We start from the raw sequence: 25,872 nt of genomic DNA on the forward strand, positions 1-25,872 counted from the left end.
CGATATGAGGCGAAGAGGTAAAATTACCGTTAGGAACGAGGGCCAAAGATGCGGCCGTCCCGTTGCGGGACGGACCGGCGCGCGAAGGTGAAGAACCGCCGAATTCCGCCCGGTTCAGGCGGGGCCGCCCACCACCATCTCCCGCGCCGGGGTCTGGGACAGGAAGGCCTGCGGGCTTGCCGAGAGACCATAAGCGCCCGCCAGGAACACGGCCACCAGATCGCCGGTCTCCGCGCGCGGCATCATGACGTCATCGGCCAGCCGGTCGAGCGGCGTGCACAGGCAGCCGGCGATGCTCGCCTCCTCCTCCGACGGAGCGCGGAAGCGGGAGGCGATCGCCACCGGAAAGTTGCGGCGGACCACCTGGCCGAAATTGCCGGAGGCGGCGAGCTGGTGGTGCATGCCCCCGTCGACGATCAGGAAGCGCTTGCCGTGGCTCTGCTTGCTATCGAGGATCCGGGTCAGATAGACACCCGCTTCGCCGACCAACCAGCGGCCGAGTTCGATCGCATATTCCGTACCTTGCGGGCCATATTTAAGGTTTTGGTGGAGAACGCCGCCGATCGCTTCGATGTCGAGCGGGCGCTCGCCGTGGAAGTAGGGGATGCCGAAGCCGCCGCCCAAATTGACCAGCGGCGGGGCGGCGCCCGCCTCTTCGCCGAGCCGGGCGGCGAGCGCGAGCGTCGCCGCCTGCGCCTCGATCAACGCCTCGGCCGACAAGGCCTGCGATCCCGCGAAGATGTGGAAGCCGCGCCAATCGGCTCCGGCCGCCAGGATGCGGCGGACGAGCGCGGGCACGCGTTCGGCATCGACCCCGAACGGCCGGGCGCCGCCGCCCATCCGCATCCCCGATCCCTTGATCTCGAAATCCGGATTGACGCGAACGGCGATCCGCGGCGTGCGCCCGGCCCGTTCGGCGGCGGCGAGCGTGCGGTCGAACTCGCCCTCGGATTCGCAGTTCAGCACCACGCCCGCGGACACCGCTTCTTCCAGTTCCTCGTCGCGCTTGCCGGGTCCGGCGAAGGAGATGTGGGCGGCGCCGGCGGCGCGCGCTGCCGCCATCTCGCCGCCGGACGCGACGTCAAGACCGTCCACGCGCCTCGCGATATGGTTGAGGAGCGGCGCATAACTGTTTGCCTTCATGGCATAATGCAGGCGAACGCCTGGAAAGGCTTCGCGGAAGCGGCCGATCCGGACATCGACCCTCGCGAGGTCGTAGACGAACAGCGGCGTGCCGCCCGCCTCCGCGACCAGCTCGTCGGCGCGGCGGCCGCCGATCAGCAGCATGCCGTCCGCATCCGCCTCGTAACCGGGCGGGATCGGCCCCATCGGCTTCGTCATGCCATCAGCTCTTGCTTCAGCCTCTCGCGGTCGAGCTTGCCGTTGGGGCTTCTCGGCAGCGCGTCGCGCCACAGGATAGCGGAAGGCTGCATAAAATTGGGTAACTGCCGCTTGAGCTCGGCGCGCAGCTCCGCCTCGCGCGCGCGGTCGCCGCGAAGGACGAGCGCGATCGCCTCGCCCAGCCGGTGGTCGGGATAGCCAAGCGCGACCGCTTCGGCGGCGATGCCGGTGGCGATGGCGGCTTCCTCCACCTCGGTGGGGCTGACGCGGTTGCCGGCGGTCTTGATCATCCCGTCGGCGCGGCCGACGAAGTAGATCAGCCCCCGCTCGTCGCGCCGCACCCGATCCCCCGACCAGACCGCGCCGTCGCGGAACCGTTCGGCGCTGCGCCCCGGATCGTTCCAATAGCCCTTGGCGACCAGCGGCCCGGCATGGACGAGCTCCCCTTCCTCCCCTGGCGCCGCCTCCGCGCCCTCGGCGGTCAGGACCTTCACGTCGGCGAAGGGAATGGCGGTGCCGATCGAATCCGGGTGGGTGTCGACCAGAGCGGGATCGAGGCTGGTCGAGCGGAACGCTTCGGTGAGGCCGTACATCAGGTGGATCTCGGCCGCCGGAAACAGCTCGCGCAGGCGGCGCACGATCGAGGCGGGCAGGCGGCCGCCGCTGTTGGTGAGGCGGCGCAGCGACAAAGCCGCGCGCGGCGGCCACACCGTCTCGACGAGCTGGACCCAGAGCGGCGGCACGCCGGCCAGGGTGGTGATCCCCTGCTGCTCGACGGCGCGGACGACGTCGCGCGGCCCGAGGAATTCGAGCGGCACCGCCGCCCCGCCGGCAGCCCAGGTCGAGAGCAGCTGGTTCTGGCCATAGTCGAAACTGAACGGAAGGACGGCGAGCGTCCGGTCTCCGCGGCCGAGCCCGAGATAATGCGCGACGGCGACCGCGCCGAGCCACAGATTGGCGTGGCTCAGCATCACTCCCTTCGGCCGCCCGGTCGAGCCGGACGTATAGAGGAGCGCCGCCAGCGCGTCGGGATCGGCATCCGACGGTGCGAGGCCGCCCTCCCCCGCCAGCATCGCGGCGCCTTCCTCCTCGGCGACAGCGGGACAGGGCAAGTCGCCGGCTTCCAGCGTCGCGAGCCGCGCCGCGCCGCTCAGCAGCAGCGAAGGCCCGCTGTCGGCGAGGATGTGAGCGACCTGCGCCCGCTTCAACAGCGGGTTGATCGGCACATGGACGAGACCGGCCCGGGCGCAGGCGAGCGGCAGCAAGGCGGTCATCCGCCCCTTGGGCAGCCAGCTCGCCACCCGCGCGCCCGCCTCCGGCACCCGCGCCCGCAGCGCCTCGGCCAGTGCCGCCACGGCCCGCTCCAGCCCGGCATAATCGAGCAGTCCTTCCCGGGTCAGCAGCGCCGGCGCGTCGGCCGCGCCGCGCAGCGTCAGGTGGTCGAGCGGCCTTAGGGTCGGATCGGGGGCTTGCACCTTGGCTCCTTGATGGCCCAGACAAGGGCGGTTGCGCGGAGGGGAATAGCGTGCTCGGCGTCGAGGTGGAACTGTTCGATGATCTGGACGCCGCCGCCGCCGATGCGCGCGGCGCGCTCGACCGGGAAGCGCGGGAACTGCCCTTCGACCGGCTGAGCTGGTACCGCCTCGTCGCCTGCCATTGTCCGCCGCCGGGACGGCTGATCGTCGCGCGCGGAGTCCGCTCGCATCGCAAGGGCTGGCTGTTCCTGGCGGTGGAGCCCGGCCGCGCCCGTGCCTGGACGAGTTGGTATTCGCTGCGCTGGGGGCTTGTCGGCGAAACTGGCGTCATGGCGGCGATCGCCGCCGCGCTACGGATCGGCGGCATCACGCGCGCCGACTTCGCGCCGGTCGCCGATACCGGCCCGCTGCGCGCCGGATTTCGGGAGGCGGGCTGGATCACCTTTCTGACGCCGGCGACGGCAAGCTGGCAGGTCGCGACGGCCGGGCAGGATTTCGCCGCTTATTGGGCGCGCCGCCCCGGCAAGCTGCGCAGCACCGCCGAGCGGAAAGCCCGCGCCGCCGGGCTCGACGTCCGGATCCTGACCGAGTTCGACCCGGAGGCCTGGGAAGAGTATCGCGCGGTCTACGAAGCGAGCTGGAAGCCGGAGGAAGGCTCCTTCGCCTTCCTGCGTGCCTTCGCCGAGGAGGAAGGGGCGGCCGGTACGCTTCGCCTCGGCATCGCCCGGAAGGACGGAGCGCCCGTCGCCGCCCAGCTGTGGACGGTCGACAACGGCACCGCCTGGATCCACAAGCTGGCTTATGCCGAAAGCGCCCGCGCGCTGTCGCCCGGCACCATATTGTCGATGGAGATGTTCCGCCACGTGCTCGACCGCGACCGGGTGGCGCGGATTGATTACGGCACCGGCGACGAGCCCTACAAGGCCGACTGGATGGAGGAACGGTACACTTTGTGGCGCGTCACCGCGTTCGATCCGCGCAGCCTTTCCGGCCTGGCGGGCGCCGCCCGCGCCGCCGCTTCGGCGCTTGTCCGCCGCGCGACGAGCCGTTAGTGCGCGTGCTGTCAACGACTTGGGGGCGTAAAGGGATGGCCGTGGCGCTCGACGATGCCGGCGAAGTTGAGACCACCTTGCGCGCGGTGCTGCGCGACGTGCTGGGGCTCGACGCCGCGCGCGTCGCCGCCTTCGGCCCGGCAACGCCGCTGTTCGGCGCGCTGCCCGAATTCGATTCGATGGCGGTCGCCGGGCTTCTGACCGAACTCGAGGACCGGCTCGGCATCCTGATCGAGGACCATGAGGTCGACGCCGACATGATGGAGACGTTCGGCGCGCTGCTCGCCTTCGCGAAGGCCAAGGCGCTCCAGTGACCTCGGGCGGTCTCCACTACGACCGCTATCATCATCAGGGCCGGGACGAATGGCTGATGCGGATCGGCGATCCGCGCGCCCGCCCCGTCCTGTTCGTACCCCCGCTGTTCGAGGAGATGAACCGCTGCCGCGCGCTGATCGCCGGCGCGATGCGGGTGCTGGCGGCGGGCGGCTGGTGCGGCTGGCTGCCGGACCTGCCGGGCACCGGCGAAAGCGAGCGCGCGCTGGAGGAGGCGAGCTGGGGCGGCTGGCGCGGCGCGGTGACGGCCGCCAGTGGCCAGGTCGCCGAGCTGAGCGGTCATCTGCCGGTGGTGGCGAGCCTGCGGGGGGGTGCCCTGCTCGACGATGCCGCCGACGCGCTGTGCCATTGGCGGCTCGCCCCCGCGACCGGCGCCTCGGTCGCCCGCGACCTGGCCCGGATCGGCCTCGCCGGCGGCGCGGAAAATGGCGGCTATCCCGTCCCTCCGCTGCTCCGTTTCGACCTCGAGGCCGCAGTCCCCGCGGCGGTCCGGCCGCTCCGCCTCGTGCGCCTCGCAACTGACCCGGGCGGAGCCGACCGGAAAGTCGAAGGCGCGGCCCTGTGGCGGCGCTCGGAACCTTCGGGATCGGATGAACTTTCGCGTCTAATCGCCTGCGATATCATGGAAGGGGCGGACGGATGCGCCGGCTCCTGACCTTCACATGCGACGGCGCGGAGCTCGGCGCCAGCCTCGACGGCGACGGCCGGACCGGCCTGCTCTTCGTCACCGGCGGCGGCCAGATCCGGGCCGGATCGCACCGCCTGTTCGAGCGGCTCGCCCGGGAGCTGGCGCGCGAGGGCCATGCCTGCTTCCGCTTCGATCGCCGCGGCGTCGGCGACAGCGGCGGGGCCGATCCCGGCTTTCGCGGCAGCGGCCCGGACATCGCCGCTGCGGCGGCGGCCTTCCGCGCCCATCATCCCGGGCTCGACCGGGTGATCGGCATCGGCCTGTGCGACGGCGCGACCGCATTGATGCTGTTCGGAGCGGAAGCGGGGCTGGACGGCCTCATCCTCCTCAACCCCTGGCTGGTCGAAGCGGAAGCCGACGCGCCTCCGCCGGCGGCGATCCGCAGCCATTATCTGAAACGGCTGACGAGCCTCGATGGTTGGAAGAAACTCCTCAGCGGATCAATATCTTACGGAAAACTCCTGAAAGGCGTTGCGAAGGCCGCGAGCAGCGGGAGCTCTCCGCTGGCCGCCGATGCGGCGCGCGCGCTCGCCCTCCCCGCGGTGCCGATCCTGGCGACGGGCGACGCCACCGCCATCGCCGCCGCCCGCGAGCTGCGGGACCCGGCCTTTGAACGCTTCGTGCAGCCTCCGATCGCACTCGCCACCGACTCCCATACGTTCGCCCGCCCCGGTGATCACGCAGGGTTGCGGCAGGCGATTGGGGAAGCGTTGCGACAGCTGGGAGGGTGATCGCCCACTCCCGTTCGGCCTGAGCCTGTCGAAGGCCGCCCCTTCTTTCGTGCCTTGGGGGATAGGAAATGGCGGCCTTCGACAAGTTCAGGCCGAACGGTGTTGGTGAGTTCGGCGGCGCGGGTGCGCCACCGCCCCTCACGCGTGCTGGAGCTTGGGGGCGGCCGCGGCCGCCTCGAAATCCGCCTCGGCCAGGAACTTCTCCGCGTCGAGCGCGGCCATGCAGCCGGTGCCGGCGGCGGTCACCGCCTGGCGGTAGACCTTGTCCATCACGTCGCCGCAGGCGAACACGCCCGGGATCGAGGTGCGTGCCGTGCCGGGCTCGACCGGGATGTAGCCGTCCTGGTCGAGCTCGAGCCGGCCACGGAACAGCTCGGTCGCCGGCGAGTGGCCGATCGCGACGAAACCGCCCTCGACGTCGAGTCGCTCGATCTCGCCGGTGACGGTGTCGCGCAGGTCCAGCGCGACCAGCCCCTCGGGCTCCCCGCCGCCCACGAATTCGGCCACTTCCCGGTTCCACAGCACCTTGATCGAGGGATGGGCGAACAGCCGCTCCTGCAGGATCTTCTCGGCGCGGAGGCTGTCGCGGCGGTGGATCAGGGTGACGTCATGACTGTGGTTGGTCATGTAGAGCGCCTCTTCGACCGCGGTGTTGCCGCCGCCGATCACCGCCACCTTTTTGCCGCGATAGAAGAAGCCGTCGCAGGTCGCGCAGGCCGAGACGCCCTTGCCCTTCAGTCGCTCCTCGGACGGGAGGTTCAGCCAGCGCGCCTGCGCCCCGGTCGCGATCACTACCGTGTCGCCGGTATAGACGGTGCCGCCGTCGCCGATCAGCCGGAAGGGCCGCTGAGAAAAATCGACATCGACGATCGTGTCCCACACCATGCGGGTGCCGACATGCTCGGCCTGCTTCTGCATCTGCTCCATCAGCCAGGGGCCCTGGATCACGTCGGCGAAGCCCGGATAATTTTCCACATCGGTGGTGATGGTGAGCTGGCCGCCCGGCTGGATGCCCTGGATGACGACCGGCGACAGGCCCGCGCGCGCGGCATAGATGGCGGCGGTGAGGCCCGCCGGGCCGGAACCGAGGATCAGCATGCGGGAAGAAATGGTCGCGGCCATGAAGCTCTTTCGATCGTTCTCTTGTGGGGTGATGATGCCGAGGTAAGGCTCCGGCGCCCCCTTCGCAACCATCCATTTGCGGCCCTCCGGCGCCGCTGTTAAAGGGCGGCCGACCCGGAAGAATGAGGAACTGAGACCATGCCCCACGACAATCCGCTCGGCCTCGACGGCTTCGCCTTCGTCGAATTCACCACACCCGATCCGGAGGCGATGGCCGGCCTGTTCTCGAAGCTCGGCTTCGCCCATTGCGGCAACCACAGGTCGAAGAAGGTCCGCCACTACAAGCAGGGCGACGTCCACTTCCTCCTGGACATGGAAGAGAGCGGCCAGCCGGCCGAGTTCCGCGCCGCCCACGGCCCCTCGGCGAGCGCGATGGGCTTCCGCGTCGCCGATGCGAAGAAGGCGCATGCGATGGCCCTGGAGCGCGGCGCGAGCGCGGCCGAAGGCGTCTACGACCTGCCGGCGATCGAGGGGATCGGCGGCTCCCTCCTCTATCTCGTCGACCGGCCGTTCGAGCGCGAGGATTTCGAGCCGGTGCCCGGCGCCGACCAGGCGGCCAGTCCCGCCGGCCTCCACACGCTCGACCATCTCACCCACAATGTGAACCGCGGCCGGATGAACCATTGGGCCGAATTCTACGAGAAAATCTTCAACTTCCGCCAGATCCGCTATTTCGACATCGAGGGCAAGCAGACCGCCCTCCTCTCCCGCGCCATGACCGCGCCGGACGACAAGATCCGCATTCCGCTCAACGAAAGCCAGGACGAGCACAGCCAGATCGAGGAGTTCCTGCGCGAATATAAGGGCGAAGGCATCCAGCATATCGCGCTCGCCACCGACGACATCTTCAAGACCGTCGACACGATGCGCGCCAACGGCGTCCGCTTCCAGGACAGCCCCGACACCTATTACGACATGATCGACGATCGCATTCCCGGCCACGCCCATTCGGTCGAGGAGATGCGCAGGCGCCGCATCCTGATCGATGGCTCCCCCGAGACCGGCGAGGGCCTGCTGCTCCAGATCTTCACCGAGAATATGGTCGGTCCGATCTTCTTCGAGATCATCCAGAGGAAGGGCAACGAAGGCTTCGGCGAAGGCAATTTCAAGGCGTTGTTCGAATCGATCGAGCTCGACCAGATCCGCCGCGGCGTGCTCCCCGCGAAGGAGGAGGCCTGATCCAGCCGGCCCCTCGCCTCGACTGGCGGACCAAGGGGCTGCCGCCGCGGGCGGAGGGGCTGACGACCGAGGAGATCGGGGCGCTCGGCCTCAACCTCCTCGCCGGCGACCTGATGATGCCGGCGGCGGTGCTGCGCGAAGCGGCGCTGCACCACAATATCCGCGAAATGCAGGCCTTCGCCGATCGCCAGGGCGCGCGGCTCTGCCCGCACGGCAAGACGACGATGAGCCCGGAAATCTTCCGGCTGCAGCTCGACGCGGGTGCCTGGGGCCTGACGGCGGCCACCGCCCATCATGTCCGCGTCTACCGGCGGCTCGGCGTCGCACGCATCTTCCTCGCCAACCAGCTGGTGGCGCCCGCCGATATCGCCTTCATTCTGGGTGAGCTCGCCGCCGATCCGGGTTTCGACTTCTTCTGCCTCGCCGACAGCGCCGAGGGGATCGACCTTCTCGCCGGCGCGGCGGCAGGCCTGGAACGGCCGCTGCAGCTGCTGGTGGAGACCGGCTTTCCGGGCGGCCGCTCCGGCGCGCGGAGCGTAGACGACGCGCTGGCGCTCGCCCGCCGCATCGCCGCGGCGCCCGGCCTCGCGCTGCGCGGCTTCGAGACGTTCGAGGGCATTCGCCAGACCCGGTCCGACGCGCGTGACGAAGCCGGCGGCATGCTCGACCTCGCCGTGGCCGCGGCGGAGTTGGCGGCGCGCGAGGGTCTTTTCGGCGACGGACCGGTGCTGCTGTCGGCCGGCGGCTCCGCCTTCCTCGACCTGTGCGCCGCCCGCCTGCCAACGATGCTCGCCGGCCGCCCGGTCGAGCGGGTGCTGCGCCCCGGCTGCTACGTCACCCATGACGACGGGCTCTACGAGCGCGTCACGAAGCCGGACGGCGCGCCTTATCCGGGCCTTCCGGGCCTGCGAAGCGCGATCGAGGTGTGGGCGACGGTGCAATCGCGGCCGGAACCCGGACTCGCCATCGTCGGCGCGGGAAAGCGCGACCTGTCCTTCGATGTCGAGCCGCCCGTCCCGATCTGGCATTTCCGCCCCGGCACCGACGACGTGCCCCGACGGGCCGAAGGACTGGCGACCCTGGGCCTCTGGGACCAGCATGCCGCGATTGCCGACGCGGACGGCGCGCTAGCGATCGGCGATCTGATCGGCTTCGGCATCTCGCACCCCTGCGCCACGTTCGATCGCTGGACCGCCTTGCTCACCGTCGATGAACAGCGCAACGTGAACGGGTGCGTAACGACCTTGTTCTGAAGCTTCGGTTCAGCCGCGCTCGTCAGGGCGATAGTCGAGGCGGCGGGCATGCAGGGTCTGCCCCGATCCGCGCGTGAACTGGTCGCGCAGCCGCAGCGCCAGTTCCTCGACGATCTGCTGCATCTCGCCGGGCAGCGTCAGATAGGCGGAGAGCAATTCGCTGGCGCGGTCTCCGAGCCGCAGGCCCTCGCCGCGGCGACCGGTCAGCACATAGACGACATCGACCTCGGCTTCGGCGACGCGCGCGAGGTAATCGGCGCGCAGCTCGCGCTTGTCGTTCTCGTACAGGCTCTGTTTGGGGACGTCGGTGCCGACCAGCTGCGCGAATTCGGCCTGCTTAAGGCCGAGTCGTTTGCGCTCTTCAGCCAATCTGCCGCCAAAACTCATCGCTTTTGAAGAATCCTTCTTGACTATTCTTCGCAAATCGGTGAGATTGCTGTACGCATCCCCGGAAAGGATGCATTGCATATGCATGGCCGTCCTGTCGCGTCCATTTCTCACCGAAATGGATGTAATTTTGCCGCGCCAAGCGGATTCGGGGCGATGGCCGAGGCGGCGGCGCCCGTGCCCGAGACGGACACGCCGCCGCGCGAGGGGAATGCCGGGGGCTGATGGACCCGGGCCCCCGGCATTTACCTTTCCTGGAGAGCGAGGTTCGCGGCACTGTTGGTTACTGCCGACGCACCTTGAGCCGCCCTGTTTGCGGAGGGAGAGGTGTTCCGCAACCGCTTCGCCTCCCCTGCCCCCTCTCCCCTGGGGAGAGGGCTGGGGTGAGGGGCTACGGCGCCGGAGGTTTTCCCCGTACGCCGCCACCCTCACCAACTCCGCCTAAGCTCGGCTCCGCCTCGCAAGGGCTTCGTATCCCCTCCCATGAGGAGAGGGGGTGGCTTTCGCGACGCGGATTTCATCATCCGTGGCAATGCCTTGGCTGCCCGGTTCCCTCTCCATGCCATGGAACCGTCGCCGGTGGCGGGGGGTTGGCCGGACGATCCCTCTCACCTCCGGAGCAGCCGATGAGCGACGACCCCACCCCGCCCTTTTCCGACCAGCGGCAGCCGCATCCCGGCTTCACCGACCGGATGGATCCGAAGCCCGACCATGGCGAGGACAGCTACAAGGGAACCGGCAAGCTCGCCGGGAAGAAGGCCGTAATCACTGGCGGCGACAGCGGGATCGGGCGCGCGGTCGCGATCGCTTATGCCCGCGAAGGCGCCGACCTGCTCGTCTCCTATCTGTGCGAGGACGAGGATGCGCGGGAGACGAAAAAATGGGTGGAGGAAGCGGGACGCACCTGCATCCTCGTGCGCGGCGACATTTCCGACAAGGCGCATTGCCGCGCCATCGTCGACAAGGCGGTGGAGGCGTTCGGACGGATCGACATCCTCGTGAACAACGCCGCCCATCAGGCGACCTTCAACGACATCGGCGAGATCAGCGAGGAGGAGTGGGACAAGACCTTCGCGGTCAACATCCACGCGATGTTCTATCTCACCAAGGCGGCGGTGCCGCACATGAAGCCCGGCTCCTCGATCATCAACACGAGTTCGGTCCAGGCCGACAGCCCGAGCGAGATGCTGCTTGCCTATGCGGCGACCAAGGGCGCGATCCAAAATTTCTCGGCCGGCCTCGCCCAGTTCCTGGCCGACAAGGGCATCCGCTCCAACGCCGTCGCGCCGGGGCCGATCTGGACGCCGCTCATCCCGGCGACGATGCCGAAGGAAGCGGTGGAAAGCTTCGGCGAGCAGGTGCCGATGGGGCGGCCCGGCCAGCCCAGGGAACTGGCGCCGGCCTATGTGATGCTGGCGAGCGACGAGGCGAGCTACATTTCGGGAGCGACGCTGGCCGTTACGGGCGGCAAGCCGATCATCTAAGCCGTGGCGGGCGGCCGGCTCCCGTTCGGGCCGGCCGCGAGCGCAGAGTCAGAAAGCGCTGTTGTCGTTCACCGGATCGGCGAAGTCGCCCGACGAGGGCTCCTGCCACAGCTCGAGCGCCGCGCTGGCGCGATATTCGTGGGCGAGGAGGATCGCGCCTTCGTCCTGGTCGATGGTGGCTTCGTCGAGGAAGCCGGGACGATCGGGTTGAGCCATCAGCAGGCGGTAACAGGTCATTCGATTTCCCTAATCGCGCGCGCAGGGCAACTGCATCGCTTCGACGAACGGCACGACGAGCACGGTCTCCCCGGCTTCGTCGATCACCTCCACCCGGCCGCTGAGATCGAGACGGCTGAAAGTGGAGAGCTGGTCGCGAAGGACGGCGCGGATGCCGTCGATCGCCTCGTCGTGGACGGCGCCGATATCGGACCGTTCGGTGGCGCGCCAGCGGCGGTCCCGCCCGTCATGATGAAGATGGAGGTAGTGGCGCGCCACGGTTGAGCCTCCCGGCCATATCGTCGTGAACCCAAGCAACGATCAGGCAGGGAGAGGTTTCCAAAAGTTTCGCCGCCGAAGCGGCGAGCCGAGCGGGTCAGCCCTCCGCCGGAGCCTCCAGCTTCGGAAAGACCGGCGACGGCAGCGCCAGCGTGAAGCCGGTCTCGGCAAGGCGCCGCGTGGCTTCGGCATCGCCGAGGGCGGCAAAGGCGCGCTCGCTTTCCGGCACACCCATCGCGTCGAGCAGGCGCGCGGCCGCGCCCGGCACGACCGGCTGGATGGCGATGGCGAGATCGCGGATCGCGGCGACGAGGGTGCCAAGCACCGCCGTCATCCGCTCCGGATCGGTCTTGCGCAGCGTCCAGGGCGCCTGCGCGTCGATATATTGGTTGCAGGCGAACACCGCGCGCAGCCAGGCCTCGATCCCCTGGCTCAGCGCCAGATTGTCGAAATGGCCGGGCATCTCTACCGTCGTCACCTCCCGCACCAGACCGAGCAGCGCCGCGTCCGCCGGTTCCGCCTTGCCCCCGTACGGAAGCTGGCCGCCGCAATTCTTCGCGATGAAGGAGAGAGTGCGCTGGGCGAGATTGCCGAAGCTGTTGGCGAGATCGGCATTGACGCGGTTGACGATCGCTTCCGCGCTGTAGCTTCCGTCCTGGCCGAAGCTCACTTCGCGCATCAGGAAGTAGCGCAGCTGGTCGGCGCCGAAGGCCTGCACCAGATCCTTCGGGTCGACGACGTTGCCGACGGATTTCGACATCTTCTCGCCGCGGTGGAGGATGAAGCCGTGGCCGAACACCTGGCGCGGCAGAGGCAGGCCTGCGGACATCAGAAAGGCCGGCCAGTAGACGGCGTGGAAGCGCACCACGTCCTTGCCGATGAGGTGGAGATCCGCCGGCCAGTAGCGGTCGAACGCCTCGCCGCCGTTCGGATAGCCGACGCCGGTCAGATAATTGGTGAGCGCGTCCAGCCACACATACATGACATGGTCTTCGCTGCCCGGCACCTTGACGCCCCAGTCGAAGCTGGTGCGCGAGATGGAGAGATCGGACAGCCCGCCTTCGACGAAGCGCAGGATTTCGTTCCGACGCCCCTCCGGACGGATGAAGTCGGGATGGTCCGCATAGTGGCGGAGCAGCGGTTCCTGATAGGCCGACAGGCGGAAGAACCAGCTCTCCTCCACCGTCCATTCGACGAGGGTGCCCTGCGGCGACAGGCGCTCGCCGCTGTCGGCGACCACCAATTCCTTTTCGTCATAATAAGCTTCGTCGCGGACCGAGTACCAGCCTTCGTAGCGGCCGAGATAGATGTCGCCCTTCTCCGCCATGTCGCGCCAGATCGTCCGGCTGGCCTCGTGATGGGCGGGCTCCGTCGTGCGGATGAAGCGGTCGTAGGAAATGGACAGCATGTCGTCCATTTCCCGGAAATGGCCCGACATCTCGTCGGCGAAGGCCTGCGGCTCGAGCCCGCGCTCGCGGGCCGCCTGCGCCATCTTCAGGCCGTGCTCGTCGGTTCCCGTCTGGAAGAAGACGTCGCGGCCGCGCAGCCGCTGGTAGCGCGCGATGACGTCGGCGGCGATCGCCTCATAGGCATGGCCGATATGCGGGCGTCCGTTGGGATAGTTGATCGCGGTCGTGATGTAGAAGGGCTTGGACATGGCGGCGGGCATAGAGGCAGATGCGGATGCGGGCAATCGGCGGCGCGGCCCGCCGCGTCAGGCGGCGTCGCGCGCCCGCGGCGCAAGGCCGGCGAGGATACCGGCCAGTTCGTAGACCACGCTCTGGGGCTCCAGGCTGAGGCGGACGGCGCCGGAAGCGAGGTCGGAGGCCCGCTCCCAGGCGCGCAAAGCCTCGGCGAGCTCGGCGCCGCGCCGCGCACGCGCCGTCGCGGCGATGAAGGAAGGCGCGCGGGTCAGAAACGCCTCGTAGCGCGGCTGCGCGGACTTGAGCGAAAGGCTTTGCGCGAGCGCGGCGCGGCGGCCGCCGGTCGGATCGCCGTCCTCCACCAGCGCCCGCATCGCCGCGTCCAGCCCTGCCACGTCGAGTCCGCGAAAGGCGATCGCGCGGCCCGGCGCGCCTTCGCCGACCCGTACCAGCTCGGCGATCTCCTCCTCCTCCGCGTCGGGCAACGCCTGACGAAGCGCCGCCGCCATGGCGTCATCGTCGAGCGGCGAAAGCCTGAGCTGCCGGCAGCGCGACCGGATGGTCGGCAGCAGCCGCGCCGGCGAATGGCTGACGAGCAGAAAGACCGAATGCGCGGGCGGCTCCTCCAGATTCTTCAGCAGGGCGTTGGCGGCGGGACGCTCGAGATCGTCGATGGCGTCGATCACCACCGCCCGCCACGGCGACAGCGACGCCGTGGTCGAAAACAGCCGCTGCAGACCGCGAACCTGTTCGATGCCGATCGATCGGGCAAGCTCGCCGGTGCTGCTCGTCTCCTTGACCAGCCGTTCCAGCCGCATCAGGTCCGGATGGCTGCCGGCCGCCGCGAGGCGCGCGGCCGAATGGCTGTCGGGTACGTCGATGCCCGGCGCGTCCAGCTTGCCCTGCCCTTCGGCCAGCACGCGCAGCGCCGCCTTCATCGCGAACAGCGACTTGCCGACTCCCTCCGGCCCCGACACCAGCCAGGCATGGTGCAAGCGGCCGGAATCGAGCGCGGCGCGGAAGGCGGCGACCGCCTCGCCATGGCCGTGAAGACGATTCACAGCAGATCCTCCAGGGTGGCGAGCAGCCGCTCCGTCACGTCCGCTTCCGCGCCGGAGGCGTCCACCGGCCGGATGCGATCGGGGAAGAGGCGCGCGAGCGTCCGGAAGCCCTCCGCCACCGCCTCATGGTAAGCGCCCGATTTGCGCCCGAACCGGTCGAGCGCGCCGCCGTCGCGCTGAAACTCGCGGGCGGCGGCATCGCCGGACGGCAGTTCGAGCAGCAGGGTCCGGTCGGGCAGGAAGCCGCGCGAGCCGAATTCGTGCAGCCGCATCACCTGCTCCCAGCCCAGCGCGCCGGCAAAGCCCTGATAGGCGAGCGAACTGTCGAGGAAGCGGTCGCACACCACCCAGGCGCCGCGTTCCAGCGCCGGGCGGATGGTGCGGGCGACATGGTCGGCGCGCGCGGCCGCGAACAGCAGCGCCTCCGTCTCGGCGGTCCAGCGCTCCGTCTCGCCTGACAGCAGGAGGCCGCGGATCGCCTCGGCGCCCGGACTGCCGCCGGGTTCGCGAGTCTCGACCACGTCGATCCCGCGCGCGCGCAAAGCGGCGGCCAGGCGGCGGGACTGGGTCGACTTTCCGGCCCCCTCGCCGCCTTCCAGCGTGACGAAGCGGCCGTTCATTCCGTTCGTCACGCCATGCCGAACAGGTGGCGAATCCCCGCCATGATGCGGCCGAAGAAGCCCGCTTCGCCGACCGCGCTCTCGGCGACGAGCGGCATCGTCTGGTCCGGCATGCCCGGGCTGCTGACGACGAGGTTCGCGATATGCTGCCCCTCTTCGATCGGCGCCCTGACCGGCCCATCGTAGACGATGCGCGCGCGGACATCGCGGCCGAGGCCGGCGGGCACGGTGACGGCGAGGTCGCGCGGCGCGACGAGGCCGACCGTCCGGGCGCCGCCGAGCTGGACCTGCGCCTCGCCGATCCTGGTCCCTTGCGCGAACAGCGGCCGCGCCTGCCAGGCGTTGAAGCCCCACTGCATGAAGCGCACCGATTCCTCGATCCGCTGGTTGAAGCTGTTGAGCCCGGCGACCACCATCACGAGCCGGCGGCCATTCTGCTCGGCCGATCCGGTAAAGCCGTAGCCCGCCTCGTTGGTGTGGCCGGTCTTGAGCCCGTCCGCGCCCTGAACCCGCCCCAGCAGCGGATTGCGGTTGCCCTGGGTGATCGGGCGATTGCTGCCCATCGTCTGGCCCCAGGTGAATTCGCGCTGGCCGTAGAAGGTGCGGTAGAGGTCGGGATGCTGGCGGATGTCGGCCGCGGCGAGCACGGCGAGATCGCGCGCGGTGGTGTAAGTGGCGCCCGCATCCGGCCATCCGACCGGATTGCCCCAGCGGGAATTGCGAAGCCCCAGCTCCTCCGACTTGCGGTTCATCAGCGCGACGAAGGCGGCCTCGGTGCCCGAGATGCATTCCGCGAGCACCACCGTCGCGTCGTTGCCGGACAGGGTGACGATGCCGTGCAGCAGATTCTTGATGCTGACCTCTTCGCCCGGCGACAGGAACATGGTCGATCCCGCCTGCGGCCCGTGCCATTGGCGCCACGTCTCCGGCCGGACCGTGCACATCTTGTCGAGGCTGAGCTCGCCGCGGTCGATCAGGTCGAAGGCGACGTGAGTGGTCATGATCTTCGCCATCGAGGCGGGCGGCATCCGCCGGTCGGCGTCCTTGGCGAACAGGACCGCGCCGGAGGCCAGGTCGATCATGAAGGCGACCGGGGCCGCCGTTTCGAAGGGAGGCGCGGACGCCGTGGCCGGCATCGCCGCCGCGGCCGTTGCGAAAAGACCGGCGAACAACGCTTTACGCTTCATATTTCAGACCGTTTCCCATGGAAGATGCGCCGCCGCGGCGGCCCCGCTGCGGCTTGTTCTAGCCCCTCCGCCCTCGCGGCGAAAGGGCGAACCGGCCTCAGCGGGCGACGGAATCGGCGAGCAGGCCGACCGCCAGCGCGTAAAAGTTCGAGCAATTATAGTCGAGGATGGTGCGGTAGTTGTTGGTCAGCAGATAGGCGGTCTGGCCCGGGCCGTCCGGCTCCAGCAGGCTGGCAAGCTCGCTATCGGGCAGCGGCCGCTGCGGGACGATGCCCAGCCGCCGCCATTCGGCCACCGTCAGCCAGCGGCTGTGACGCTCGTGCACCCGCTCGCAGCGCGGCGCGGTCAGCCGGCCGGAGACGGAGCCGCGGTCGAAGCCGGCCGGCACGGTCGCCGGCACGCCCCAGGGAATGTTGGGCTTCCAACCCGCGTTGGAGAGGTAATTGGCGATGGAGGCCCAGGCGTCCGGCGCGCTGCGCCAGATGTCGGCGCGGCCGTCGCCGTCCCCGTCGACCGCGAGCCGGATGTAGACCGTGGGAAGGAATTGCGGATGGCCGGTGGCGCCGGCCCAGCTGCCCCTCAACTGGCTGCGCGGATAGCCGCGGTCGACCATCTTCAAGGTGGCGATGAATTCGTCGGTGAAGAGCTGGCGGCGGCGGCCTTCGTAAGCGAGGCTGGCGAGCGAGTTCAGGAGGTCGAAATCGCCCATCACGGTGCCGTAGCTCGTCTCCTTGCCCCAGATGGCGACGATCACCGACGGGTGGACGCCGAAGCGCCGGCCGATCTCGTTCAGCCGCTCCACATTGTCGGCATAACGCTGCTGCCCCCGGCTGATGAGCGCGGGGGTGAGATGGCGCTGGCGATACGGCGCGAAGGGCGGAATCGCGGAGGAGCCGCTCGCGCCGCCGGGCTGTGCGCGGTCGAGATCGATGGTGCGCTGGGAGAAAGTGAGGCTCGGGAAGATCATGTCCACGGTCCGGCTGCTCACCCCGGCGACGAGCGCCTGCTGGCGAAGCTGCGGCAGGAAGGCCTCGAACCCGGCCTGGCTGAGGCCGCCCGCCTGCGCCCGCGCCGGACTGCCGCCGACGTCGATCTGGATGCCGAGCAGCGAGTCGCTGCCGCGGCCCACCTGGCCGAGAGGTGCCGCGACGGCCACGGCCGCGATTGCCAAATATTTCAGAACACGCATCTTTTACCCCTTCGCTCCCCGTCTATATGGCACAGCCTTGCCCGGAGATGAAAACGGTCCGCCGCGCCGCTTGCACGCAAGGCCGCGCGCGGGCAAAGCATCCGGCGAAGGACAGGTGGCCGAGTGGTTTAAGGCAGCGGTCTTGAAAACCGCCGTGGGTGGAAGCCCACCGTGGGTTCGAATCCCACCCTGTCCGCCACTCCGCCGCTTCCGTGGCGCGCAGGCTTTTCATTTGCTTTTCAGCGGCTAAGCTGCGGTCGGAATGTGATGCCAAGGGGGGCGGAAATCATGTCGATTCGCAAGCTGGCGGCGGTTGCCGCCGCGGTCATGTGGCTGGCCTGGAGCGGGGCGGCTTCGGCGCAGAGCTGGCTTCGGGCGGAAAGCCCTAATTTCGTCGTCTACGGCACCGCATCCGAAGCGAAGCTGCGCGAACAGGCGCTGCTGCTCGAGGATCTGGACGGACTGCTGCGGCTGATGACCGGCTTTTCGGGCAAGGAGCGCGGCAACAAGCTGCGCGTTTACATGGTTCGCGGCAGGGGCCAGCTGCAGATCGCCGGCCCGAGAGATCGGGACGTGGCCGGATTCTACACGTCCTCCCCGGAGATGATCGCCGCCTTCGTGGACGAACAGGCGCAGAATGGCGGCAACGAGGTGCTGTTCCACGAATATGCGCACCATTTCATGTGGCAGAACGCCGCCTCCGCCTATCCGGCCTGGTATATCGAGGGGTTCGCCGAATATTTCTCGACCGCCAAGTTCACCCCGCGCCATATCGAATTCGGCGAAGGCTCCCGCAGCCACGGCTACCTGCTGACGCAGGGCCGCTGGCTGCCGATGGAGCGGGTGCTGTTCGGAAGCCCCTGGGAGTTTCGGGGTGAGGACCGGGCGCGCTTCTACGCGCAAAGCTGGCTCCTCACCCATTATCTGCTGCGCGATAACGAGCGGCGGGAGGCGCTGCGGCGCTATCTGACGGCGCTCGCCCGCGGTGGCGACGTGCGCGGCGCCCTGGCCGCGGAATTGGGCATGAGCCCCGCCGATCTCGACAAGGACCTGCGCGACTATATCGCCCGGCGCCGATTGACCATGACCCGCATCACCCGGCGCAGCGCCGAGCAACCGCCTGAGATCAGCGTCAACAGGCTTCCCACCGCGGCCAACGACCTGCTGCTGCTCGACGCGGCGCTGCAGATCAAGTCGGCGGAGAGCGAGGAATCCGGCGGCCTGCTGCAAAGCGTCCGCGCCGCCGCCGCGCGGCATTCCGGAAGTTCCTTCGCCAAGCGCGTGCTCGCGCGGGCGGAGCTGCTGCACGGCGACCGCAACCGCGCCGACACGCTGCTGGAGGAACTGATCGCCGAGACGCCGGGGGACGCCGAGCTCCTTTACATGCGCGGCATGCGCTATCTGATGGACGCGCGCGACGCCGACGATCCCGATCCGGTCTCGAAGAAGGCGCAGCAATGGTTCGCGCGCGCGCACCGCGCCGACCCGAACCATTTCCAGACCTTGTTCCGCTATTCGGAAGCGCTTCGCGGCGAGGAGAATTACGTGTCGGAGAACACGTCCAACATCCTCCTCCTCGCCCATCAACTCGCGCCGCAGGTGTACATCATCCGCATGAACGCGGCGCAGATGCTGATCATGCGCGGAGAGACCGATGCCGGCATCGCGCTCCTCGAGCCGCTCACGTCCGATACCCACAATCCCGGGCTGGCCGAGACCGCGCGATCGCTGATCGCCCGGGCGAGAAGCGGCGGCGAGAAGGACGGGCCGGGGGAGGCGGACGGGGGAAGCTGAGGTCCCGTCCCTTTTCTCCGGCGCGCGGACAGGCTAGGCGGCTGCCGACGCAAAGGAGACGAGGAAGACCATGGCCGAAGCCGAGATCGCCGCATTCGATTGGGCGGACCCGTTCGCGCTCGACGCGCAGCTGTCGGACGAGGAGCGGCTCGTGCGCGACACCGCCGAAGGCTATGCACAGGAAAGCCTGCTTCCCCGCGTCACCAAGGCCTATCTCGACGAGACGTTCGACCGCGAGATCATGTCGGAAATGGGCGCGCTCGGCCTGCTCGGCGCGACCATTCCCACCGAATATGGCGGGGCCGGCCTCAATTATGTGAGCTACGGTCTGGTCGCGCGGGCGGTGGAGCGCGTCGACAGCGGCTACCGCTCGGCCATGTCGGTCCAGTCGAGCCTCGTCATGCATCCGATCAACGCCTACGGCACCGAGGAGCAGAAGAAGAAATATCTCCCCAAGCTCGCCAGCGGCGAGTGGGTCGGCTGCTTCGGCCTCACCGAACCCGACGCGGGCTCCGACCCGGGATCGATGCGCACCCGCGCCGAAAAGGTGGACGGCGGCTACCGCCTGTCCGGCGCCAAGATGTGGATCACCAATTCGCCGATCGCCGACGTGTTCGTGGTTTGGGCCAAGTCCGACGCGCATGACGGCAAGATCAAAGGCTTCGTGCTCGAAAAGGGGATGAAGGGCCTCTCGGCGCCCAAGATCCGTGAGAAACTGAGCTTGCGCGCCTCGATCACCGGCGAGATCGTAATGGACGGGGTCGAGGTGCCGGAAGACGCGCTTCTCCCCAACGTGTCGGGCCTCAAGGGCCCGTTCGGCTGCCTCAACCGCGCCCGTTACGGCATCGGCTGGGGCGCGATGGGCGCGGCCGAGGCCTGCTTCGATGCGGCGCGGCGCTACACGCTGGAAAGGAAACAGTTCGGCCGACCGCTCGCCGCCACCCAGCTCGTCCAGCTGAAGCTCGCCAATATGGCGACCGAGATCGCGCTCGGTCTGCAGGCGGCGCTGCGCGTCGGGCGCCGCATCGATGCCGGCGAGCTCATCCCGGAGACGATCAGCCTCATCAAGCGCAACAATGTCGGCAAGGCGCTCGACATCGCCCGCATCGCCCGCGACATGCACGGCGGCAACGGAATCTCCGCCGAATTCCACGTCATGCGCCACGCCGCCAATCTCGAGACGGTCAACACCTATGAGGGCACGCACGACGTCCACGCGCTGATCCTCGGCCGCGCCATCACCGGGATCGCGGCATTTTGATGGAGGCGAGCGCCCCGCCCCCCCTCGTCACCCCGGCGAAGGCCGGGGTCTCCCCTCCTCTCGGTTCCAGTCGCCAGGAGGTCCCGGCCTTCGCCGGGACGACGTGATCGTGGACAAGCCCCTCGCCGGCATCCGCGTCGTCGAGCTCGCCCGCATCCTCGCCGGGCCGTGGGCGGGGCAGCTGCTCGCCGATCTCGGCGCCGAAGTGATCAAGGTCGAGCGGCCGGAGGCGGGGGACGACACCCGGCATTGGGGCCCGCCCTTCGCGCCGGACGGCGCCGCCGCCTATTTCCACAGCTGCAACCGCGGCAAGACGTCGGTTGCGATCGACATCGCCGACCCCGCTGGCCAGGCGCAGGTGCGCGAGCTGGTCCGCGACGCCGACGTCCTCATCGAGAATTTCAAGGTCGGCGGCCTTGCCCGCTACGGCCTCGATTACGCCTCGTTGTCGGCGCTCAACCCGAAGCTCGTCTATTGCTCGATCACCGGCTTCGGCCAGGACGGGCCCTATGCGGCGCGCGCCGGCTACGACTTCATGATCCAGGGCATGGGCGGGATCATGGACCTGACCGGCGACCCCGGCGGCGAGCCGCAGAAGATCGGAGTTGCCTTCGCCGACATCTTCACCGGCACCTATGCGGCGAACGCCATTCAGGCGGCTTTGATCGGGCAGCAGAAGAGCGGGCGCGGCTGCCATATCGACATGGCCCTGCTCGACACCCAGGTGGCGGTGCTCGCCAACCAGGCGATGAACTTCCTCGTATCGGGCGAGACGCCGCGGCGGATGGGCAATGCCCATCCCAACATCGCCCCCTACCAGACCTTCGCCGCGAAAGACGGGCATTTGATCGTCGCGGTCGGCAACGACAATCAGTTCCGGCGGCTGTGCGGGATCCTGGGGATCGAGGCGGAGGCGCGCTTCGCCACGAATGCGGACCGGGTGCGGCGCCGCGACGAGCTCGCCGCCCGCCTCGGCCCCGCCATCGCCGGCTGGGGCAAGGCGGAGCTGCTCGCGGCGCTCGACGAGGCGGGCGTGCCAGCGGGACCGATCAACACCGTCGCCGAAGTGTTCGCCGATCCGCAGGTGATCGCGCGCGGCATGAAGACGGAGCTGGACGGGATGCCCACCGTCCCCTCCCCGATCGTCATCGACGGACGCCGCCAGGTCGCGGACCGCCCCAGCCCCAAGCTTGGAGACGCGGACTGAGCCTCGCGGTCAGCCGCGCCGCAGCCAGCGCTCGAGATCGTCGCTGCCGCCGATCCGTTCGCCGTCGATGAAGATTTGCGGCGTGGTGGCGACGCCATGCTCGGCCTTGAAGGCGTCGACCTCCTCCCGGCTGCCCAGGATGCGGTCGTCAACCTCGAAGCCGTCCCTTTCCAGCATGTCCTTGGCCCTGACGCCGAAGGGGCAGGTGTGATCGGGAAGGATCATCCGGTACAGCGTGGCGCTGCGTTTTTCCATGAACGGGTCCTCTCGTGAAGCCGGGCCGGCGGGTGCTGAACCGCCGGCCCGCTTCCCCGTTCCCTCACATCCTCAGCGCTGGGACGCGAGCCGGGTGGCCGTGCGGTGCCCGGTGGCGGCGATCAGCCGGTCGCGCTGCGGCAGCACCGCGGCGACAGTTTCGGTCCGGCAGCGTCGCACCGCGGCCTGCGATTGCATGTCCGCCGGCGAGGCCGTTCCGCAAAGAGCGTCGGCGGCCGCGCGGATGCGGTGGTCGAGCGCCGCCCGACCGCGCGCCGTGGCAAGATCGAGATCGGCATGCCGCACCGCCAAGGAGTCGGTACCGAGGGGAGCCGCGGCCAGAGCCGGGGCGCTGAACAGGGTGGCGGCGATCGCCGCCGCGATGAGCGTCTTCATGGATCATCTCCGTGTCTGCCGCTGGTCGGCATGGGGCCTGGAACCGTCCGCGGCCGCCACGAGACTCATCTACGCCTTGCCGGCATTCTCCACTATCCGGTACGATACGAACTCACTGTTCGATTGATTGGACGATGTCATGATCGATCTCAACCAGACCCGCATGTTCGTCGAAGTGGTGCGGGCCGGCGGCTTCGCGGCGGCGGCCCGGCGACTGGGATTGCCGAAATCGACCGTCAGCGCCCGCATCCAGGCGCTGGAAGCGCGGCTCGGCGCACAGCTGCTGAAGCGCTCCACCCGCCAATTGTCGCTGACCGGCGAAGGCGCGGCTTATTTCGAAACCGTGGCGGGGGCGGTCGACACGCTGGTCGATGCCGAAGCCGCCTCCACCGCGGAGGCGGGTGTCCTGTCCGGCCGCATCCGCTTCACCGCGCCGCTCGAATTCCCGCGCGACGCCATCACCGCCGCGCTCGCGACCTTCTGCCGAAAGCATCCCAACGTCCGGTTCGAGGTGCTGCTGACCAACCAGCCGCTCGATCTCGTCGCCCAGGGGATCGACCTAGCCTTGCGCGGAGGAGAGCCCGGGGGCGCCGGCCACGTCATCCGCAAGGTCGGCGCGGTCGCGTTCGGCCTCTATGCCAGCCCCGATTATCTCGAGCGCCGCGGCCGGCCGCCGGACCTTTCGGCGCTCGGCGACCACGACCTTCTCCTGTTCGCCTCACCCTCCGAAAGCCGGATCCTGAAAGCCGCCGATCCGCTGGCCGGCCACGAGCCTCGCCTGGCGTCCGACAATTTCGCCTTTCTCCGCCGCCTCGCCATCGCCGGGCTCGGCATCACCGCCCTGCCCGACCTGCTGGTCACGCGCGAGCTCGCCTCGGGGCGGCTGGAGCGGGTGCTGGACGGCTGGACCGGACAGCCAGCCACGCTCTACCTCGTTTTCCCCTCGCGCCGCGACATGACACCGCGCGTCAAGGCGTTCGCCGACCATCTGGCCGCCGCCCTGTCGGGAAGCTTCGATAGTCCGGAGAGTTAAGCGGCGAAGTCGAGGATCGCGTGGTCGATCTTGCGCAGCACGACCGGATCGCCCGGCGCGCCGTCGAGCGCCTCGTCGGCGAGCGCCATCAGACCCACGGCGCCGAAGCTGGCCGCCAGACCCTTCAGCCGAGAGGCGGCGAAGTGCCAATTGGCGTCGCACCGCGCCCGGCCCATCAGGTCGAGCTGCCGGGCGGCGCTTTCGATGAAGGCGGCGCGAAGCTCGCCGAGCAGGGCAGGGTCGTTGCCCACCGCCGCGGCGAGCGAGGCGTTCAACGCTCCCGGATCATAGGCCATGGCCCTCTTCTAGGCGCCGCCGGTTAACGCACGGTTGCGGTTTATCCCCAGTTCGTTTCGCCCGCACCTTCCGCGCGGGGCGAAAGGTGGTAGAGTGTCGGCCATGAGCATCGGGGCAGAACGCGCGGACGCGCAGCCGTTTGACGGCACCGGCTTTTCGGACGAACCGGTTGGATCGGAATGGTCGGCCGACGCCGCTTTCGAGGAGACGCCGCAGGACGAGGTCGCGCCCTTCCGGGGTCGCCGCGCCCTCGCGGCCATTCTCATCCTCCTCGCCCTCGGCTGGGTCGGCTTGTCCGTCTGGGCGATCGTCGGCATGGGGCCGGCGATGAGCCTCCCCGCCGCGCTGAGCTGGGTCGCGACCGCGAGCGTGCCGCTGGTGCTGCTCGGCATCCTGTGGCTGCTGTTCGGGCGCAGCTCGCGCCGCGAGACGGAGCGGTTCACCGCCGCCGTCCAGGCGATGCGCAGCGAAGCGAACGCGCTGGAGAGCGTGCTCGCCATCGTCTCCGACCGGCTGAGCGCCAACCAGGCCAAGCTCAGCGAGGAAGCGGCGCGGCTGATGGCGCTCGGCGACGAGGCTTCGGACCGGCTCGGCCGCGTCACCCATTATCTCGCCCGCGAGACCGCCGAACTCGACCGCAAGTCGCAGGCACTGGAAGGCGCGGCGGCCAATGCCCGGGTCGATATCGGCGTCCTCCTCCACGACCTTCCGCGTGCGGAGGAACAGGCGCGCGGCCTGTCCGGGGCACTTCGCGAGACGGGCCTGGCCGCCCATGAACAGGCCGGCGCGCTCGAAAGCCAGGTCGCGGCGCTGATCGCCCGCGCCCGCGAGGCGGACGAGTCGGTCGGCGGCGGCGCGCAGCGGCTGGCCGCGCAGATCGCCCGCATCGAAAGCAGCGCCGGCGCGGCAGCGGAGCGGATCGACCGGGTCGCGTCCGGCATGAACGTGGCGGTGGACGGGGCGCTCGGCCGCGCGTCGGACGGTCTCGCCGACATTCGCGGCGCGCTCGACGAACAGGGCCGCACGATGATGGCGGTGATCGAGCAGAGCCGCGCCGGGTTCGAGCAGGCCGGGCAGGACGCCGCAGCGGGTCTCGCCCGGCGGCTCGACGAAGTCGCGTCCCGGCTGGACGGCTTCGGACGGCAGCTCGCCGACCAGAACGACGCGAGCCGCACCCTGCTCGACAGCCTCTCGACCGAACTCCACGCGCTGGAGTCGCGGCTCGCCGCCCTCCCCGCCGCCGGCGAGGAGAGCCGCGAGAGCGTCGCCGCCTCGCTTTCGCAGGCGCGCGAAACCGTCGCACGGCTCGGCGAGGAGCTGGACGGCGGCCGCGTGCGCGCCGACGCCCTGATCGGCCGCGCCCGCGACATGGGAACGGCGCTCGGCGAGGTGACCGCCCGGCTGCGCGAGGAACTGCCGGAGGCGCTGTCGGACGTGGAGGCGCGCGCAGGCCAGGCGGCCGAAGCTGCGCGGGCGGCGGTCCCGCCGGTCGAGGCCATGCAGGCGGCGACGGCGCTCAGCCTCCAGAATCTGGAGGACAGCGAAGCCGGCATCGCCCGTCAGCGCGAGGCCGCGGAGGCGCTGGTCGCGCGGCTGGACGAGGGTCTTCGCGGAGCGGAAGCCCGGCTCGGCGAACTGGCGACCGCGATCGCCGCCGCCGACGGCGCGGGCGCCCGCCTGATCGCCGAGACCGCTCCCGGCCTCATCGACTCGCTGCTGCGGGTACGGGACGCGGCGCAGCAGGCGGCGAACCATGCCCGCGAGGCGATCCTCGGCGTCGTACCGGAAAGCGCCGAAAGGCTGGCCGAGGCGAGCCGCGATGCGTTGAGCGAGGCCGTGACCGAGCCCGTCGCCGAACAGCTCGCCCGTCTGGAACTGGTCGGCGAAGGGGCGGTGGCGGCGGCGCGCAAGGCCGCCGAACGGCTCACGCGCCAGCTGCTGACGCTCGGCGAAAGCGCCGTCGCCATCGAGGCGCGGTTCGACGAGGAGCGCAGGGAGCGGGAGGAGAAGGACGCCGAGACGCTGTCGCGTCGCGTGTCGCTGCTGATCGAGTCGCTCAATTCGACCGCGATCGACGTCACCAAGATCCTGTCCAACGAAGTCACCGACAGCGCCTGGGCCGCCTATCTGAAGGGCGACCGCGGCGTCTTCACGCGCCGCGCCGTCCGACTGCTCGACCATAACGACGCGCGCGAGCTGCTGCGCCACTATGAGGAAGAGCCGGAATTCCGCGAGCAGGTGAACCGCTACATCCACGATTTCGAGGCGCTGCTGCGCCGCGTCCTCGCCGGGCGCGACAGCACCCCGCTCGGAATCACTCTCCTCTCCTCCGACATGGGCAAGCTCTACGTCGCCCTCGCCCAGGCGATCGAACGCATCCGCAAATGAT

The 25,872-nt window shown here is 69.4% G+C and carries 26 protein-coding genes and 1 tRNA gene; 13 read left to right on the top strand and 14 right to left on the bottom strand.

What is annotated here, in order from left to right; all coding sequences use genetic code 11:
- Positions 1 to 114: 114 nt before the first annotated feature.
- Both ACK4K7_RS11490 and ACK4K7_RS11495 read right to left on the bottom strand, forming a co-directional pair.
- The gene (locus tag ACK4K7_RS11490; protein ID WP_431866136.1) at positions 115 to 1,341 is read right to left on the bottom strand and encodes a pyridoxal-dependent decarboxylase, exosortase A system-associated; all 1,227 of its coding nucleotides are present in this window, start codon (positions 1,339 to 1,341) and stop codon (positions 115 to 117) included.
- Positions 1,338 to 2,816, bottom strand: a complete 1,479-nt coding sequence (locus tag ACK4K7_RS11495) for an acyl-CoA ligase (AMP-forming), exosortase A system-associated (protein ID WP_431866138.1) — start codon at positions 2,814 to 2,816, stop codon at positions 1,338 to 1,340. Before ACK4K7_RS11495 ends, ACK4K7_RS11490 begins: the two co-directional genes overlap by 4 nt.
- A gap of 50 nt (positions 2,817 to 2,866) precedes the next feature.
- On the opposite strand from ACK4K7_RS11495, the gene ACK4K7_RS11500 reads away from it, so the two are divergent.
- Genes ACK4K7_RS11500 through ACK4K7_RS11515 form a run of 4 tightly spaced genes read left to right on the top strand, consistent with a single transcriptional unit; the run spans position 2,867 to position 5,620 of the window.
- The gene (locus tag ACK4K7_RS11500) at positions 2,867 to 3,868 is read left to right on the top strand and encodes a GNAT family N-acetyltransferase (protein WP_431866139.1); all 1,002 of its coding nucleotides are present in this window, start codon (positions 2,867 to 2,869) and stop codon (positions 3,866 to 3,868) included.
- Between the two features lie 35 nt (positions 3,869 to 3,903).
- Positions 3,904 to 4,182, top strand: coding sequence for an acyl carrier protein (locus tag ACK4K7_RS11505; RefSeq protein ID WP_431866141.1), 279 nt, complete (start codon positions 3,904 to 3,906; stop codon positions 4,180 to 4,182).
- Positions 4,179 to 4,856 (top strand): hypothetical protein, encoded by a 678-nt coding sequence (locus ACK4K7_RS11510; RefSeq protein ID WP_431866142.1) that lies wholly within the window; start codon positions 4,179 to 4,181, stop codon positions 4,854 to 4,856. Before ACK4K7_RS11505 ends, ACK4K7_RS11510 begins: the two co-directional genes overlap by 4 nt.
- Positions 4,841 to 5,620, top strand: a complete 780-nt coding sequence (locus ACK4K7_RS11515) for a hydrolase 1, exosortase A system-associated (protein WP_431866143.1) — start codon at positions 4,841 to 4,843, stop codon at positions 5,618 to 5,620. The genes ACK4K7_RS11510 and ACK4K7_RS11515 overlap by 16 nt, the downstream gene beginning before the upstream one ends.
- A 138-nt stretch (positions 5,621 to 5,758) precedes the next feature.
- On the opposite strand, the gene trxB is transcribed toward ACK4K7_RS11515, so the two are convergent.
- Positions 5,759 to 6,742, bottom strand: coding sequence for a thioredoxin-disulfide reductase (trxB, locus tag ACK4K7_RS11520; RefSeq protein ID WP_431866144.1), 984 nt, complete (start codon positions 6,740 to 6,742; stop codon positions 5,759 to 5,761).
- Positions 6,743 to 6,880: 138 nt separating this feature from the next.
- Here trxB and hppD point away from each other — a divergent pair, with 138 nt between their 5' ends.
- On the top strand, positions 6,881 to 7,921 hold the full coding sequence (gene hppD / locus ACK4K7_RS11525; protein ID WP_431866146.1) for a 4-hydroxyphenylpyruvate dioxygenase: 1,041 nt from the start codon (positions 6,881 to 6,883) through the stop codon (positions 7,919 to 7,921).
- Positions 7,922 to 8,034: 113 nt separating this feature from the next.
- Complete coding sequence (locus ACK4K7_RS11530) at positions 8,035 to 9,174, top strand: alanine racemase (protein WP_431866148.1); 1,140 nt, start codon at positions 8,035 to 8,037, stop codon at positions 9,172 to 9,174.
- Positions 9,175 to 9,183: 9 nt separating this feature from the next.
- Here the strand turns inward: ACK4K7_RS11530 and ACK4K7_RS11535 are convergent, their stop codons facing one another.
- Positions 9,184 to 9,648: a helix-turn-helix domain-containing protein gene (locus ACK4K7_RS11535; protein WP_431866150.1), complete on the bottom strand. Its 465-nt coding sequence runs from the start codon at positions 9,646 to 9,648 to the stop codon at positions 9,184 to 9,186.
- A gap of 539 nt (positions 9,649 to 10,187) precedes the next feature.
- On the opposite strand from ACK4K7_RS11535, the gene ACK4K7_RS11540 reads away from it, so the two are divergent.
- The gene (locus tag ACK4K7_RS11540; protein WP_431866151.1) at positions 10,188 to 11,045 is read left to right on the top strand and encodes an SDR family oxidoreductase; all 858 of its coding nucleotides are present in this window, start codon (positions 10,188 to 10,190) and stop codon (positions 11,043 to 11,045) included.
- Between the two features lie 48 nt (positions 11,046 to 11,093).
- Here the strand turns inward: ACK4K7_RS11540 and ACK4K7_RS11545 are convergent, their stop codons facing one another.
- The 7 genes from ACK4K7_RS11545 to ACK4K7_RS11575 all read right to left on the bottom strand — a co-directional run bounded on the left by ACK4K7_RS11545 (position 11,094) and on the right by ACK4K7_RS11575 (position 17,240).
- Entirely contained in the window at positions 11,094 to 11,282 is a 189-nt protein-coding gene (locus ACK4K7_RS11545) for a hypothetical protein (RefSeq protein ID WP_431866152.1), read from the bottom strand.
- 9 nt (positions 11,283 to 11,291) lie between these two features.
- Positions 11,292 to 11,540: a DUF6894 family protein gene (locus tag ACK4K7_RS11550; protein WP_431866154.1), complete on the bottom strand. Its 249-nt coding sequence runs from the start codon at positions 11,538 to 11,540 to the stop codon at positions 11,292 to 11,294.
- 97 nt (positions 11,541 to 11,637) lie between these two features.
- Complete coding sequence (gene metG, locus ACK4K7_RS11555; RefSeq protein ID WP_431866155.1) at positions 11,638 to 13,197, bottom strand: methionine--tRNA ligase; 1,560 nt, start codon at positions 13,195 to 13,197, stop codon at positions 11,638 to 11,640.
- Between the two features lie 57 nt (positions 13,198 to 13,254).
- Entirely contained in the window at positions 13,255 to 14,244 is a 990-nt protein-coding gene (locus ACK4K7_RS11560) for an AAA family ATPase (protein ID WP_431866156.1), read from the bottom strand.
- Positions 14,241 to 14,864, bottom strand: a complete 624-nt coding sequence (gene tmk / locus ACK4K7_RS11565; RefSeq protein ID WP_431866255.1) for a dTMP kinase — start codon at positions 14,862 to 14,864, stop codon at positions 14,241 to 14,243. Before tmk ends, ACK4K7_RS11560 begins: the two co-directional genes overlap by 4 nt.
- A gap of 8 nt (positions 14,865 to 14,872) precedes the next feature.
- The gene (locus ACK4K7_RS11570) at positions 14,873 to 16,051 is read right to left on the bottom strand and encodes a D-alanyl-D-alanine carboxypeptidase family protein (protein WP_431866157.1); all 1,179 of its coding nucleotides are present in this window, start codon (positions 16,049 to 16,051) and stop codon (positions 14,873 to 14,875) included.
- A 97-nt stretch (positions 16,052 to 16,148) separates the two neighbouring features.
- Positions 16,149 to 17,240 (bottom strand): lytic murein transglycosylase, encoded by a 1,092-nt coding sequence (locus tag ACK4K7_RS11575; protein WP_431866158.1) that lies wholly within the window; start codon positions 17,238 to 17,240, stop codon positions 16,149 to 16,151.
- 109 nt (positions 17,241 to 17,349) lie between these two features.
- Here ACK4K7_RS11575 and ACK4K7_RS11580 point away from each other — a divergent pair.
- The 4 genes from ACK4K7_RS11580 (at position 17,350) to ACK4K7_RS11595 (ending at position 21,502) form a co-directional block, all read left to right on the top strand.
- Positions 17,350 to 17,439, top strand: a tRNA-Ser gene (locus tag ACK4K7_RS11580).
- An 89-nt stretch (positions 17,440 to 17,528) separates the two neighbouring features.
- Positions 17,529 to 19,034, top strand: coding sequence for a hypothetical protein (locus tag ACK4K7_RS11585; RefSeq protein WP_431866159.1), 1,506 nt, complete (start codon positions 17,529 to 17,531; stop codon positions 19,032 to 19,034).
- 70 nt (positions 19,035 to 19,104) lie between these two features.
- A complete protein-coding gene (locus ACK4K7_RS11590) occupies positions 19,105 to 20,295 on the top strand; it encodes an acyl-CoA dehydrogenase (RefSeq protein WP_431866160.1) in 1,191 nt (396 codons plus the stop codon).
- A gap of 109 nt (positions 20,296 to 20,404) precedes the next feature.
- Positions 20,405 to 21,502 carry a CaiB/BaiF CoA transferase family protein gene (locus ACK4K7_RS11595; RefSeq protein WP_431866161.1) on the top strand — a complete coding sequence of 366 codons (1,098 nt, stop codon included), beginning with the start codon at positions 20,405 to 20,407 and terminating at the stop codon, positions 21,500 to 21,502.
- Between the two features lie 9 nt (positions 21,503 to 21,511).
- Here the strand turns inward: ACK4K7_RS11595 and ACK4K7_RS11600 are convergent, their stop codons facing one another.
- Both ACK4K7_RS11600 and ACK4K7_RS11605 read right to left on the bottom strand, forming a co-directional pair.
- Positions 21,512 to 21,757 carry a glutaredoxin domain-containing protein gene (locus ACK4K7_RS11600; RefSeq protein ID WP_431866162.1) on the bottom strand — a complete coding sequence of 82 codons (246 nt, stop codon included), beginning with the start codon at positions 21,755 to 21,757 and terminating at the stop codon, positions 21,512 to 21,514.
- Positions 21,758 to 21,829: 72 nt separating this feature from the next.
- Positions 21,830 to 22,153, bottom strand: a complete 324-nt coding sequence (locus tag ACK4K7_RS11605; protein WP_431866163.1) for a UrcA family protein — start codon at positions 22,151 to 22,153, stop codon at positions 21,830 to 21,832.
- Positions 22,154 to 22,292: 139 nt separating this feature from the next.
- Here ACK4K7_RS11605 and ACK4K7_RS11610 point away from each other — a divergent pair, with 139 nt between their 5' ends.
- Positions 22,293 to 23,186, top strand: coding sequence for a LysR substrate-binding domain-containing protein (locus tag ACK4K7_RS11610; protein ID WP_431866164.1), 894 nt, complete (start codon positions 22,293 to 22,295; stop codon positions 23,184 to 23,186).
- On the opposite strand, the gene ACK4K7_RS11615 is transcribed toward ACK4K7_RS11610, so the two are convergent.
- On the bottom strand, positions 23,183 to 23,482 hold the full coding sequence (locus ACK4K7_RS11615) for an Hpt domain-containing protein (protein WP_431866165.1): 300 nt from the start codon (positions 23,480 to 23,482) through the stop codon (positions 23,183 to 23,185). The genes ACK4K7_RS11610 and ACK4K7_RS11615 overlap by 4 nt on opposite strands.
- Before the next feature lie 103 nt (positions 23,483 to 23,585).
- On the opposite strand from ACK4K7_RS11615, the gene ACK4K7_RS11620 reads away from it, so the two are divergent.
- A complete protein-coding gene (locus ACK4K7_RS11620) occupies positions 23,586 to 25,871 on the top strand; it encodes a hypothetical protein (RefSeq protein ID WP_431866167.1) in 2,286 nt (761 codons plus the stop codon).
- Position 25,872 lies beyond the last annotated feature (1 nt).

Origin of the sequence: Allosphingosinicella sp., assembly GCF_046295735.1 — a bacterium.
GTDB lineage: Bacteria > Pseudomonadota > Alphaproteobacteria > Sphingomonadales > Sphingomonadaceae > Allosphingosinicella.